Here is a 14,383-nt window from a genome sequence, read left to right on the forward strand (position 1 = left end):
CAACCCTGAGCCCTCAAACTTTAAAACCATGAAACGGCTGTTTTTCCTCATCCTCATTAACTTATTTTTGCTGAGCTACACTTTTGCCCAGGAGTACCCTGCTGGTTTGATTTTGGACGACGAAACTACTTACAATCAAACCCAACGACTGGATGCACAAGTCAATAGCAAAGCTGATCTGCCTGTAGCAGTCAGTTTGGAAAAATTTTGTCCGGAAGTCCGCCACCAAGGCGACATCTATTCCTGTGTAGGCTGGGCAGTTGGCTACGCGGGCATGACTATCCAACGGGCCATCCACAACCGCTGCATCGACCGCCAGCTGATCAATGAGAATGCCCATTCCGCACTTTTTGTCTTCAATCAGGTCAAACAGGATTGTGCCAAAGGGGCCCGCCTTACCGATGCCTTACGCTTCCTCAAAGAAAGAGGAGACTGCCTGGCCAAAGAATTTGATTTTGACGTCAACGATTGTCAAAAAGCGCCCGCTCCCAATTTGACCCAAATGGCTACTCGCTTTGCCGTAAGTGATTATTTGACTTTGTTTGAAAGTGATGCCTCTTTTGAAACCAAGGTCAAACAGGTTAAAAATGCCCTTGCTGGTTTTAAAGCCGTCATCATTGGTATGAATGTCCGCCGCAATTTTTACAACATGGCCAATGCCAAGTTTTGGTGGCCCGAATTGGGCAATGTGACCCCTGCGGGCGGCCACGCTATGGTGGTGGTGGGTTATGACGACCGCGCGGGTGCTTTTCGCCTTTTCAATAGTTGGGGGCAAAACTGGGGCGACAAGGGCTACATTTGGGTGAAATACGAACATTTTGCCCAGTTTTGTAAGTATGCATACATCATTCAATTGAGTAATACACAGTCAGGTATGCAAGCTGGAAGCCAGGCAAGTGCAGGGAACCAGGCAGGTAACGCCATAGTGGAAACACGTCCCTTGGTTCAATTGGGCGGTGCCTTCAGCTTCCAGCATTTTACTGGCTATGACAATTATAGCAACCAGGCCCAGTTTGAGCTAGACAGCGTCCGTTTTCAGAATGGACGCTATGTGCTCAATAAAACCGATTGGCCGGTGGGGCAATTGTTCCAACTGGAAGTCAACACCCTCAAAGAGGAGGAATACCTTTACGTACTCAGCATCGATGCCCAAAGGCAAGTCCATGTGCATTTTCCACGGCAGGAGGCGCTTAATGATAAGTTCAGTGGCCAAAACACCAGTGCTTTGGTGCTCAGTCAGGGCAGCACTTTATTGGTTCCCGGACCGAACAAGGCGCTGAAAATTGCCAATCCTGGAACAGACCGCCTGATTGTGCTATACAGTAAGCGGCCCATCAACGATTTGAAGGGTTTAGCACAGGTTTTGGCGCAATATCAGGGCGATTTTTGGCAACATTTGTTAAGAACCCTCAATCGACATGCGATTCCACCCAGCGATATTCGTTATCATCCTCGAAGAATGGCTTTTGAGGCATCTACTCGGGGTGATGGCTATATTGTGCCTTTGCTTCTAGAAGTAGACGCCAAATAGACGTTGTTACGCAGAAAAATTAACTTCCCGATTTTGGCTTTTAAATAGAAAGTCGAACGTTTCATTTCAAGTGAGCTTTCTATTCAAAAGCTTCAAAAAAAATCATGAAGTAATTATTTGCCTCATACTTTGCGGAACCAGGGTATTCAAAAATCCACAGAAAGTATTAGATTTACCCAGCCTTTTAAAGCAAATGGTATTTCCTTTGCACTGTGATTTATTCGAACGCTGAAAGAAAGTTCCCGCACAGTCTGTTGAAACCTGATCAACAAAAATCTAGCACGTGGATTTGTTTTGCACTACTATTTTCCCAACAAGTCGGCAAGGAGGGGCGGTAAAAAAAAGTGCTCATTTTGCTCCACTATTTTGCCTAAATATTTTCCAAAATGAACAAGTTTATCGTACTGCTTGGTAGTGTTTTATTATCAATCAGTTCTTTTGCACAAGACATTAAACCCCTTTGGTTCAAAAATTTCGGAGGAGCTGGAGATGTATTTCACCGGGTCATTGAAGCAGGTAACGGTTCGGTTATTGCAGTGGGTGAAAGCAGTGCGCAGTCCCAGGGCGGGAAAGATGGACTGGTCTCCATCCTCAATTACAGTACCGGAGCGCTGGTTAAAGAAGTTCGCTTTGGTGGTACCAAGGATGATGTCATTTACGATATCGCGCCAACCCCACAGGGATTCTTTCTTTTGGTTGGTTACACCGAGTCAATTGGCAAAGGTGGCCACGATGGCTGGATACTTTTGATTGATGAAAAAGGCCGGAAAATTGACGAGAAAAGCATCGGAGGAGTGGGTAAGGATGAACTGCGGCAGGTCGAAATTTTACCGGATGGCTCAGCAATGGTTTTGGCTGGGTTTAAAAATGACCAGAAAGATGGCGATGCCTGGATGATCAAATTGAGCCTTAAGTACGAAATGATTTGGGAAAAACAATTCGGCAAAGACGAATATGGCATACCCAGTGGCCTGGTGCTTTCCAACGACGGAGGCGCTTTATTCAGTGGAAATACCCGTAAAGGAGATAATGTTTACCTGGCAAAGGTCGATGCACGTGGCGCAATCGTCTGGTCTCAGGTTTACCAGGAGGCTAAATACGATGAAGCACTTGATTTGATCAACACAAATGATGGCAATTATGCCATGGCCGGATTGACCAAATCAAAAGGGGCAGGAGACGCCGACGCCTGGTTGTTAAAAATAGGAAAAGATGGCAGCCTCCTGTGGGACAAAGCCCTGGGCAAAAGGGATTTTGACCTTGCTGCTACAGTGCTGCAATACAACAACGGGGCCTTTGGGCTTTTTGGTTCTTCCAATTCCTATCGCTCTGGCGCCCGGGATGCAAAAGCAGTAGGGATTAAAGCTACCGGAGATGGCACTTTGAAGTCCTTCTTTTATTGGGGCAATGGGAACAATGAATCCTGGGAAACGGCCACCCTTCTCCACGACGGCAGTGTGGTAGTCGCCGGAAAAAGCCCCCAGGGTGCCTTCGTTGGGCGTTTACCCCTTGAAGATGAAGACAATCCTCCGATAGTTGGGGTTCGGGACCAGAATGCTGTAGAGATTGTTGAGCTTAAGCTGAATTCCATGGACAATCAAAGCATCCAAAGAAATGAAAACGCTTATTTGAGCTTTCGCTTGAACAACAAGTCAGGTGCGAATTTGTCCGACCTCAAGGTAGAAATTGAAGATAAAATGGGTGCTTCCCGGCTGGAATACTGGACGGTTAATTATCTGGGCCAGCTTGGCAATGAGCGGGCTGGCAAAATGGTTCGGATTCCTGTTCGAAGTAAAGACATCGCCAATGGAGAACACAGCTTTAATGTAAAAGTATCAGCAGGAGATAAATACCTCACCGATCAGGATGTAAAAATTGTGACCCGGGTACCCTTGCCCGCAAACCTGCAAATTGCCGATCACAATTTTTTCTCCAGCACGCGTTCGGATGAACTGACCTTGCGGGTTGTATTGGAAAATTCCGGTGATGCCAATTCTGGCTCAACCGACATTACCTTTCAGTATCCAGCTGGAATCAAACCTAGTGCCTCAGCAAGCAATGCCATCGGACCTGTCGCCGCCCGGGCCAAACGACAAGTAGATTTTTTGTTTACCAAAACGGCTCAATTTACTGGCCCTTCTGTAAAAATCGTGTGTATTGTCAAGGAAAATGGTGTTGAAAAAATCCGCAAAACCCTGGAAGACCGCCGGGGTGGAGTAGGTGGCGACGGACCCATTATGATCTGGACGGATCCAGATCCCAATGAAGTAGGCAACAAGATCAAAAAGACCACCAATCAGATGGAGTTCAAAATGAACGTCTTGCATGACAAGAGCCTTCAGCCTAAAGACTTTAAAATTCGAATGAATGGGGTGGAAATGGAAGGGTCCAAATTCAATGAACAAGACTTGTCGGCACCCAAGCGAGATACTACCTATTATTCCTACACCTACCGGAATAAAGTCCCGCTAATTCTGGGGAAAAACCGCCTGGAGGTGGTGGTCGACGGAAAGGTGTCTTCATACATTGAAGTAGATTATGCTCCTCAGCGGTCCAACCTCTTTATTTTGTCGATTGGCCCGGTTCACAACGACTTGATGTATACCTCCAAGGATGCTAAGGATTTTGCTGAGGCTTTCCGGGATCAAGGAGGTGTAGACAAACTCTATCCCAATGTCCATGTCCAGGAAATTACTACTCCCGAAACCACCAATTTAACCGGAATCAAGCAGGCTATGTTCGACCTGAGTTACATGTGGAAAGATGGATTGATTACGGCCAACGATGTGGTGATTGTATTTATCTCTTCGCATGGGAAAATTTTTGAAAATCAGTTCAGGATTCTACAAACCGGCTACAATCCTAAATACGAAGACGTTTCCATTGATTACAAAAAAGAAGTGCTCGATGTACTCAATCGCCTGAGTTGTAAAAAACTCATCTTTTTGGATGCCTGCCATAGTGGAGGTGCTAAAGAAGGGTTTGGAGGGTTGAGCAAAGCTGTGATCGACTTAGCGAAGACTCAACCCGGAGTGAGCACACTTTCTTCCTGCAAAGCTGACGAAAAATCTTACGAGGCTCAGAGCTGGGAAAATGGTGCATTTACGGAGGCTATGCTGGAAGCATTTGCTGATAAAACGCTTAGTGACGCTAGAGGTTCCTACAACGCTGATGTGAATAGGGATCGCATCATTAACCTGGGGGAATTGTACGATTTTCTACAACGCCGCGTTCCTCAATTGGTGAAATCTGTGATCCCCAATGCCCCCACCAGCCAGGCCCCCTTTATGCCGGAAGACCAGCTGGATCGGGCGATGCCGCTTTATTACATTCAAAAATAGCTTTTGTTGTCCTCTCTTCTCTGGTCACTGAGCGAAGCCGAGGTTCCGGAGAAGAAAGGACAACAAAATTACACCGACTACCCATGAGAAAATCCCAAATCTTACTTTTTGCTTTACTTTTTTGGTGTAGTTCCACCTTGCTTGCCCAGGTGGCCTGTCCAACTGTAAACCCCATCACCGTAACCCGTACAACCGGAGGAACCGGAGTCAACGGTAGTTTACCCTGGGCCATCAACTGTATGAACAACGTTTCTGCCCTTAACATCATCCAGTTCAACATTACTGGCGCCGGGCCCCACATCATTCAACCCATCACCAATGCTCCTTTTCCCACCGTCACCAAAGCCAATGCTCATATTGACGGGAGTACCGACAATATCGTTATTGATGGATCTTTGGGTCAGGGCCAAGGCCTGGTACTTGCTGCCAATAATGTAAAGGTCAATGGGTTAACCCTCCGCAACTTTGCCACTGCCAACTTTGCCAACGGCCTGACTCTCAGTACTGGAAACGGTCATGATATCAGTTCCTGTCAGATTTTTGACAATCTGGTTGGGATTTCCGTGGCCCGAAGCGTTGGCTCTTTCACCATCAGCAACAATTACATTGGAGTAGACAAAAGTGGTAATAACCTTTCAAATACCAATGTGGGGATTGATGTCGAAACTTTTGCAGGAACCACGGGAACACCTACGGGGACTATCTCCAACAATTTCATCGCCTATAGTTCAAATGGCATTGAGGTTGGTACAGCCCGAAATGTAATCATCAGTAGGAATAGCATTTTTTGCAACACCAAAATTGGGATTGAACGCCTCGCAACGATCACTACCCCCTCTATTTCGAACGCAACGACAACTCAGGTTACCGGTACTGCACCCGCTGGGTCAACAGTAGAGGTTTTTAAAGTCAACAATAGCAATTGCCCCAATGCCCCATGTCAGGGTGGAACTTTCATAGGATCGGTTACGACCAATACTTTTGGTTCCTGGAACCTTACGATCACTTCGGGTTTGAGCGCTGGTGATTTGGTCACAGCCACTATGACCCAAAGCAGCAATACCTCTGAATTTTCAGCTTGTCGGACTGTAGCAGATGTCTGCGCTAATTTTTCAGCCAGTATCAAGTCCAGTAACGTCACCTGCAACGGGGGGACCAATGGTTCAGCTACTGTAAGTACCAGCGGCGGACTCAACCAGGGCATCACCTTTTCCTGGAGCAATGGTGCCACCACAGCCACCATAAGCAACCTTAAAGCGGGGACGTATACGGTTACTGCCAGTGATGCTGCGGGTTGTCGGTCGATCCAATCGGTCAATATTCTTCAACCAACGGCCATCGTCATTACGCCCAGCAGCGTCAATGTGGCGTGTAACGGAGAAAAATCGGGATTGATCAATGCCGCTGTCACTGGTGGTGTTGGCCCATATACCTACCGCTGGAGCAATGGGGCTACCACCTCTGCCATCACTTCTCTGGTTGCAGGAGCCTACACCCTCACCGTTACAGACCAGAACAATTGCACCAAAACAGCCTCTGTCACTCTTACCCAACCCTCGGCCATCAATTTGTTACTTAATGGCAATGATACAGTTTGCCCAGGGGCAAAAAATGGTACGGCACAGGCAACGGTTACTGGTGGAATATCGCCTTATTCCTACATTTGGTCAACAGGAGCTACCACCTCCAGTATTAGTAATCTAGGTCCAGGCAATTACCTGGTCACCATAAGCGATCAGAACAAATGTCAAAAAACAGGGACCATTTCGGTCATAGAAACCCCTACCCTAAAAATTGACTCCAATGTAGTTCAACCCAAATGTGTAGGGGAAGCCAATGGTTCGATTGAGTTAAAAATAAGCGGGGGAATTTCTCCCTACACCTTTTTTTGGGAGAATGGTGCCACTACAGCTAATCGTACCAACCTTGCAGCCGGCGATTACAAAGTTGCAGTCACGGATGCTAACCGTTGTTCCGAAACCCGAATATTCACCCTGAAGGATCCTTCACCAATCAGTGCCAAAGTAAACACCACCGATCCTGCCTGTTTTGGCCAGAACAATGGTACCGCCACAGTGACGGTAGGTAGCCCTGGAACCCATACTTTTTTATGGAGTACGAGTGCAACTACTTCATCCATCAGCAATCTTAGTGCTGGAAGGTACAACCTGACGGTGACCAATGTTAGTGGATGCAAAGCTACATTTCCCTTTGTCCTCAATGCGCCTAGTGCTGGGTTAGCCATCACCACCAAGTCCATCAACATCGATTGTTTTGGGCAAAAAACTGGGCTAATTACGACCAACACAACCGGAGGTAAGGCACCCTATGCTTACAATTGGTCAAATGGATCTACTCAGGCTGAATTATTCAATCTTCCCGCTGGTACTTACGGAGTAACCGTAACGGATCAGTCGGGTTGTGGAGACACGGCTATGGTGAAAATCTTGGAAAACCCGGCAATAAGTACGAAAATCAGTTCAAACAACCCTGCTTGTTTTGGACAAAACAATGGCCAGGCAAGTGTGACGGTCGGCGGAGGTAGTCCGGCTTACACTTACATCTGGAGCACCGGGGCAACCACTTCCAGTATTTCGAATCTGGCTGCTGGAAAATATGTGCTGACCGTGACGGATGCCCTGCTTTGTACCCAAAAGGACAGCATCGTATTGATTGCACCTACCCAGCTTCAAGTGAACGCTACTGCAACCAATGTCAATTGTAATGGGACTGCTACGGGTAGTGCTCAAGTCATAGCTGTCGGAGGTACAGTGCCTTATTCTTATGCCTGGAGCAATGGGGCAACTACTTCAGCCATCAGCAACCTGGCTGCGAACACTTATGGTGTGACGGTAAGCGACAGTCGCGCCTGCCAGGTCAATACCAGTGTAAGTGTCACCCAACCAACTGCTCTAGTGCTGGTTTTAAATACCTCCGACATACCCTGCAACGAAACCAATACCGGCCGGGCTACCGCTCAGGTCAGTGGCGGAACCAGTCCTTACCGCTACGCCTGGAGCAATGGTGCGACAACATCGGCTTTGAGCAATTTGGCTCCCGGGGATTTTGGCTTGACGGTCACCGATGCTGCAGGATGTGTGGTCAATGACAGCAAAAGAGTCAACACTACTGCTCGGATCAATCCTCAAATCAATACGACCAATATCCTTTGTAATGGTCAGAGCAATGGTCAGGCCTCGGTCACCTTTACTGGAACTGGAGTTCATTTATTCAATTGGAGCAATGGTGCCACCACATCGGCTATTAATAACCTGGCTGCGGGAACTTACTCCGTAACGGTGACCAATTCGGCAAACTGTAAAGAAAGTGCGAGCGCTACTATCACCGTACCACCAGCCCTGACCCTGAGCATAGTGCCCACTAATTTGCGCTGTAATGGCCAAAACCAGGGCCAGGCTTTAGCCACTGCAGGGGGAGGTGTGGCACCCTACGCCTACCGTTGGAGCAATGGAGCCACAAGCAGCAGCATTACTGCCCTCGCCGCAGGCAATTATAGCCTGACCATCACCGATGCCAACCAATGTACCCGCGCCCAAAATATGAGCATTACCGAACCCTCAGCCTTGCAAGCCAATGCTACCTTTACTCGCGAAACCAGTCCAAATGCCCGCAATGGGACGGCTACAGCAACCGCAAGTGGGGGAACCGGACCTTATCGCTTTACCTGGAATACAGGGGCTACTACCGCTGCAATTACTGGTTTGGCTTCTGGGGTGTATACCGTTACCGTTGAAGATGCCAACGGCTGCAGCGTGGTTCGTTCTGGGGCGGTAAGTGGTGACAATTGCACCGGACTAAGTGTTTCTGGAATTGCAACTGACTTGGGTTGTGCAGGGGCAGAGTCAGGCTCAATCAGTTTGACGGTAGTTGGCGGAACCATGCCTTATTTTTATGCCTGGAGCAATGGCCAAACTTCAGCCAATCTGACCGAGCTCAACGAGGGAACCTACAGCGTAACCGTAATTGACGCCAATGGCTGTACTGGCAACTACTCCGCAACCCTGAAGGCAGGCAGCAGAATGCCCAAACCTCTTTATGGAATTGTGGCGCCGGATACGGTTTGTGGCAATGAAACTTTCACTTTGCGCGCCGATGACCTCTTTCAGGGGCCTAATGTACTGTACATTTGGCAATTGCCCAATGGAGAAGAATTGACTTCAACCACACCCTCGCTCAAGTTAAAGGCCAACAGCAGTACATTTTCCGGAGAATATTCTGCCTTGAGGGATTCAGCGGGGTGCCGTTCCAGCGTTTTTGGGCCCGTTATTGTAGATGTGGTCTCCTTGCCTCCCAATAGCTTTAGTGCCGGAAGAGATACGACCCTTTGTCAAGGCAATAGCATTACCCTGAAAGCGCAGGCTCCTCAATCGGGCAAAGCTACTTGGTTTGATTTGTCAACCCGTACCTCCATTCAAAATGCCAACTCACCGAATGCAACAGCACAAAACTTACAAATCGGGGCCAATCGTTTTGTGTGGCGCATCGCGATTGGTAAATGTATTCAGGCTGCCTCTGATACGGTGACGGTATTTTTGGAAAAAGGTCCCCAATTGGTAGATGACAAATACACCATCGAACGAGCCCAGGACATTGCGGCCATGAATATCCTGCTCAACGACAACCTGACCGGACTTCAGGATACCAGTATTTCCTGGTCTGGTGCACCAAGTATGGGCGTTTTTGAATACGTACCAGGGAATAAAAGTTTCCGGTATACCGCTGAGAGTGATTTTAGGGGAGTATTGACCTTCACCTACACGGTGTGTAATGAAGCTTCAAAATGTGCCAGCCCCTGTGATTCGGCCATGGTGACCATGGAGGTGTTCAACCTGCCCAAACCCACCGAAGGAATGGTACTGGAGGATCCTGGCCCCAATGGAACTTTACAAATCCGGGGATTGCAGGGCTTTAGCTCGGTCGACATTGTAATCACCAATCGCTGGGGTGATATTGTATACCGCAACAACGATTATGATAACGATGCGCCCTGGAGGGGCCGATCGGGAGACAATGGTCCGTTTTTGCCCCCCGGAGCTTATTATTATGTCATCCGAGCTTATGACGATGGCAAACTGGTGGGCAAACCCCAAACCGGAGCGATTTATTTATTCAAAAAAGAAAACCCCTAGGAATTAAAGCATTTAGCCTTATACCGTATCCTAAAAACCCAAGGTCATGAAAATCAAACACCTATTCATCGGCATATTGTTGTTGAGCGCCATTCAGATTAGCGCTCAACAACTCCCTAATTTTACCATTTACCGCGACCAATGGAACGTGATCAACCCCGCTGCCCTGTCCAATAACTACATCATCAACGAGTTGAATTTTACGGTAGGTGGGGCCTATCGCCGCAATTGGCTCAATGTCAATGATGCACCTCAAACCCAAATCCTCAATTTTGAAATGGTTTTGGAGGATCGCAATGCCGTTTTTGGCGCTCACGTCATCAATGACCGCACTGGGAAATTGGGCCAAACTGGGTTTTACGGCAATTACGCCTACATCCTTGATATGGGCGGACGGACCGACCGGGCGCTGGTTATTGGCCTGGGAGCTGGTTTGGTACAATACGGTGCGAAATTGAGCGAAATTGACTTCCCTGATCTTGCCAACCGCCCTGGAATCGACGACAATTTGATGTATCCCGATTTTTCATTGGGGGCTTTTTTTTACGAAGAAGACCAATATTATCTGGGAGTGTCTATTCCTCAAGTGTTTGGCCTGGATACCCGCTTTGTTTCGGAAAATGGCCGCTATGATGTCAAACGTTTGCCGCACGTTTACGCAGTGGCCGGGAAATATTTTGATACCTTTTTGGGCAACAGTACCTCCTTTCTTGAAACTTCAGGGTGGTTGCGCTATGTACCCAATGCTCCAATCAGTGTAGACCTCAACGCCCGCTTGCAGATCAGCGAATTGTATTGGGCCGGACTTGGCGTTGGTGGTGCCTTTGGGCAAAAATTAACCGGATCAGCGCGGCTAGAAACCGGCTTTGTGCTAGGAGAACAGGTGCGCATTGAAAATGGGCAATTTAAAATTGGACTAGCATATGATCTACCGCTGGTTGAACCATTGCCCCGCTATTTCGGCGGTGCCTTTGAAGTCCATTTGTTGTATTCCTGGTGGAAATGATTAAATTGTAATTCACAATCGACCTATGTACAAAAAACAATACCTCATTTTGCTGTGCTGCTTGAGTGCACTAAATTTTGCTGCTTGCCAGAAAAACTCGGCTTTTATTCAAGCAGCAGGGACCACAGTAGAATCCCGGGTCCAAGTACCAAATGGTTTTGAACGAGTTGCTGCTGGACCTGGTAGTTTTGCAGCCTTTTTGCGCAAAATCACCCTCAAACCCGCTGGTACTGGCGTTTTTTTGTACAATGGTTTACCCAAACTCAATCAGGTCCACGTCGCAGTAATGGACATTGATGTAGGCAACCGCGACCTGCAACAATGCGCCGATGCAGTGATGCGCCTGCGGGCTGAATACCTCTTTGCACAAAAACGCTACGCGGATATTCACTTCAATTTCACCAATGGGTTCAATTGTACCTACACCAAATGGCGGGAAGGTTACCGCGTCAAAGTAAGTGGCAATCAGGTGAGTTGGTACAAGAAGGGGACAGTGGATGGAACCTACAAAACCTTCCGCAGCTACCTGGATATGGTGTACAGCTATGCGGGTACCTTATCCCTGGAAAAGGAACTCAAGCCCGTCAAATACAATGAAATGACCATTGGAGACGTGCTGATCCGTGGCGGCAGCCCTGGCCATGCCGTGATTGTGGTGGATATGGCACAAAATCCCAAAACGGGCGAAAAACTGTTCCTATTGGCCCAAAGCTACATGCCTGCACAAGACATTCATATTTTGCAAAATCTCAATGATCCTAAGTTGAGTCCCTGGTACAGTGCAAATACGGGTGGGGAGGCAGTGGTGACACCGGAATGGGATTTCGTCAAGGGGAATTTGCGGAGGTTTTGAGGAAAGATTCATCCTGAGGTGGGTCTATGGTTTCTACAATTTCTTAGGTGGTAAAAAGAAAAAAACCTGCGAAGCAGGGCATTCTTTCACCACCTAAGAAACCTTAGGCACTAAAGGAATCACCTTAGCAATGATGAAAATTACCAATATTCAGGTTTCCTTTTTGAGTTACTGATCAAGGCGCCGGATTCGGAATCTCCACCTGGATCCGATCAATCTCCGCCAATACCTCATCTGACAACACCAGCTCCGCCGTTTTGATGTTTTCTTTCAATTGGGACATCGTGGTTGCTCCGATGATGTTCGAAGTGGTGAAAGTTTGCTGGGTCACAAAAGCCAGAGCCATTTCCACCAGGGTCAATCCATGTTGCTCAGCCAGGGCCAGGTATTTTTCGGTAGCTGTCCAGGACAAGGCGCCATTGTACCGCGATAAACCCTTAAACTGATTGATCCGATTATTAGGGGTATCCGTCTTTTTGTGAAACTTTCCAGATAACAATCCAAAGGCCAGAGGCGAATAAGCCAAAAGGCCGCAGTTCTCCCGGATGGCACACTCGGCCAGTCCCACTTCGAAGGAGCGATTAAGCAAGCTGTACGGATTTTGCACACTTACCGGAACAGGCAAGTTGTGCTTTTCGGCCAAACGGATGAAGTGCATCAAACCCCAGGGCGTTTCATTGGACAATCCGAAATAACGGATTTTTCCTGCCTTGACTAGTCCATCCATGATTTCCAGTACTTCCAGGCAGTTGTCCTCCCAGTCATCATCAGGATCATGGCGATAGCCCAACTTGCCAAAGGTATTGGTTTTGCGTTGAGGCCAATGGAGTTGGTAAAGATCAATGTAATCGCTTTGTAAACGCCTCAAGCTGCCTTCCAGTGCCAGATGAATCTGGGCCTTGCCATACTCCAAATCGTGATTGCGGATAAAACTGAGGTCGGCACGAGGGCCGGCAATTTTGGTGGCCAAAATCACCTCCTCGCGTTTTTTGGATTTTTTAAACCAGGAACCAATGTATACTTCAGTCAAGCCATTGTTCTCCGGGCGTGGTGGTACGGCATACAACTCGGCGGTATCAAAAAAATTGATGCCTTGCTCCAGAGCGTAATCCATTTGTTCATGTGCTTCCGCCTCGGTGTTTTGCTGGCCCCAGGTCATGGTGCCCAGGCAAATTTTGCTTACTTGTACATTACTTCTTCCTAATGCTCGATATTCCATTTTTCATTACCATTTTGGGACATACTGATCCTTATAAGTCAATTTTGCACCCCTGATTGCCTCCAAGACATACAGGGACAGGTTTAATTTATCTGCGGGAACCAACCCAGCAAAGGCAAACTTACAACCCTTGGCTTTGGCTTTACGCAACACAGCCAAAGAAGGTGTCTTGCTGACATTGTCTATTTCAATGGCTACCTTGTTCTGTTTGGCCAGGTCCAGTAGAGCGTCTGCCTGATCGGTGCTCAAGTCTTGTCCTTTGTCCGACCAAACATTTATTTTTTGGCTGTTTAACAAAGCACGAGCTGACTCAATTCCCGTACTTTCTCCAATGATGTAGTCGGCAGTGGTGGTCTTTAATTGAGCCAAATTGTCGGCATTGACTTTGATTCCCGTAAAAAGTGGCAGTTTTTTAGCCTCGGATAGTTCTTTAGCCGTTTTAGGGTTTTTGAGTAGTGCTACATTGATACCTGTGGAATATACGTACTTGGCCAAATCCTGTGGGGATAAACTGGTACGTGGGTTCAAATCAATAAAGGCAAATTGCTGTCCCTGATATTTGAGCAGGCTGTCCTGCCATGGCGCGTAAGTGAGGGGTGCAAGATTCGAACTGGCCGCATCAGGCAAGCGGCGGACTTTAAAACTGCGGTATTGCATTTTGCTATTGGGGTCATGCCCTTGCAAGCAAAAAGTACCCGATGACAGTTTTTTAATGCCACCCATTCGGCGCTCTGACTGAATGTAATCCACAGTTTTGATGTCATTCACCCAAATCTGCACCCGGTCATTTTCTACTCTTGCTTTTACGGTTATCCACTCATCGTCCTTAGCGAAGGTTTTGTACACATTGCGCACTCCGTAAAGGCTGCCCATTCGTTTGAGTTCGATGTAGTCTCCTTCTCCAATATGGGAGTTGTTTACCTGGATTTCGATACCCTGGCTGGGCCAGCCAGATTCCTGGTACTTGGTATGGAAATAAATGCCTGAGTTGGCCAGCTTAAAGGTCCGCACCTGAGCTTCGAATTCGAAATTTTTGAATGCGCCATTGAGGTATTCCCCTTCGTAAAACAGATGCGAGCGTTTGCCTACTGCCTGCAAATAACCTTCGGGAGTTACCGACCAGGTTTCTTTGTTCTCACTGGCTTTCCAACCACTCATGTCTTTTCCATTGATGAGTTGCATCCAGGCACCAGAGGATTGACTCACAATAGGCCGACTGCTACTGCTGAGGAGCAACCCCAGGGGGATCATAACACCCCAAAAGAAGTATATTTTTTTCATTT

The 14,383-nt window shown here is 47.7% G+C and carries 7 protein-coding genes; 5 read left to right on the forward strand and 2 right to left on the reverse strand.

Features of this window, described 5'->3' with window-relative positions; all coding sequences use genetic code 11:
- Window positions 1-28: 28 nt before the first annotated feature.
- The 5 genes from SFV55_RS18060 to SFV55_RS18080 all read left to right on the forward strand — a co-directional run bounded on the left by SFV55_RS18060 (window position 29) and on the right by SFV55_RS18080 (window position 11,881).
- Window positions 29-1,531 (forward strand): C1 family peptidase, encoded by a 1,503-nt coding sequence (locus SFV55_RS18060; RefSeq protein ID WP_320030937.1) that lies wholly within the window; start codon window positions 29-31, stop codon window positions 1,529-1,531.
- Between the two features lie 386 nt (window positions 1,532-1,917).
- A complete protein-coding gene (locus SFV55_RS18065) occupies window positions 1,918-4,872 on the forward strand; it encodes a caspase family protein (protein ID WP_320030938.1) in 2,955 nt (984 codons plus the stop codon).
- Between the two features lie 83 nt (window positions 4,873-4,955).
- The gene (locus tag SFV55_RS18070; protein WP_320030939.1) at window positions 4,956-10,022 is read left to right on the forward strand and encodes a gliding motility-associated C-terminal domain-containing protein; all 5,067 of its coding nucleotides are present in this window, start codon (window positions 4,956-4,958) and stop codon (window positions 10,020-10,022) included.
- A gap of 46 nt (window positions 10,023-10,068) precedes the next feature.
- Window positions 10,069-11,028, forward strand: a complete 960-nt coding sequence (locus SFV55_RS18075) for a PorP/SprF family type IX secretion system membrane protein (protein ID WP_320030940.1) — start codon at window positions 10,069-10,071, stop codon at window positions 11,026-11,028.
- 25 nt (window positions 11,029-11,053) lie between these two features.
- Window positions 11,054-11,881, forward strand: a complete 828-nt coding sequence (locus SFV55_RS18080; RefSeq protein WP_320030941.1) for a DUF4846 domain-containing protein — start codon at window positions 11,054-11,056, stop codon at window positions 11,879-11,881.
- A gap of 175 nt (window positions 11,882-12,056) precedes the next feature.
- On the opposite strand, the gene SFV55_RS18085 is transcribed toward SFV55_RS18080, so the two are convergent.
- The gene (locus SFV55_RS18085; RefSeq protein WP_320030942.1) at window positions 12,057-13,100 is read right to left on the reverse strand and encodes an aldo/keto reductase; all 1,044 of its coding nucleotides are present in this window, start codon (window positions 13,098-13,100) and stop codon (window positions 12,057-12,059) included.
- A 6-nt stretch (window positions 13,101-13,106) separates the two neighbouring features.
- Entirely contained in the window at window positions 13,107-14,381 is a 1,275-nt protein-coding gene (locus SFV55_RS18090; RefSeq protein ID WP_320030943.1) for a DUF1080 domain-containing protein, read from the reverse strand.
- Between the last annotated feature and the right edge of the window lie 2 nt (window positions 14,382-14,383).

The sequence above is a fragment of the Haliscomenobacter sp. genome (assembly GCF_033763495.1).
Lineage (GTDB): Bacteria > Bacteroidota > Bacteroidia > Chitinophagales > Saprospiraceae > Haliscomenobacter.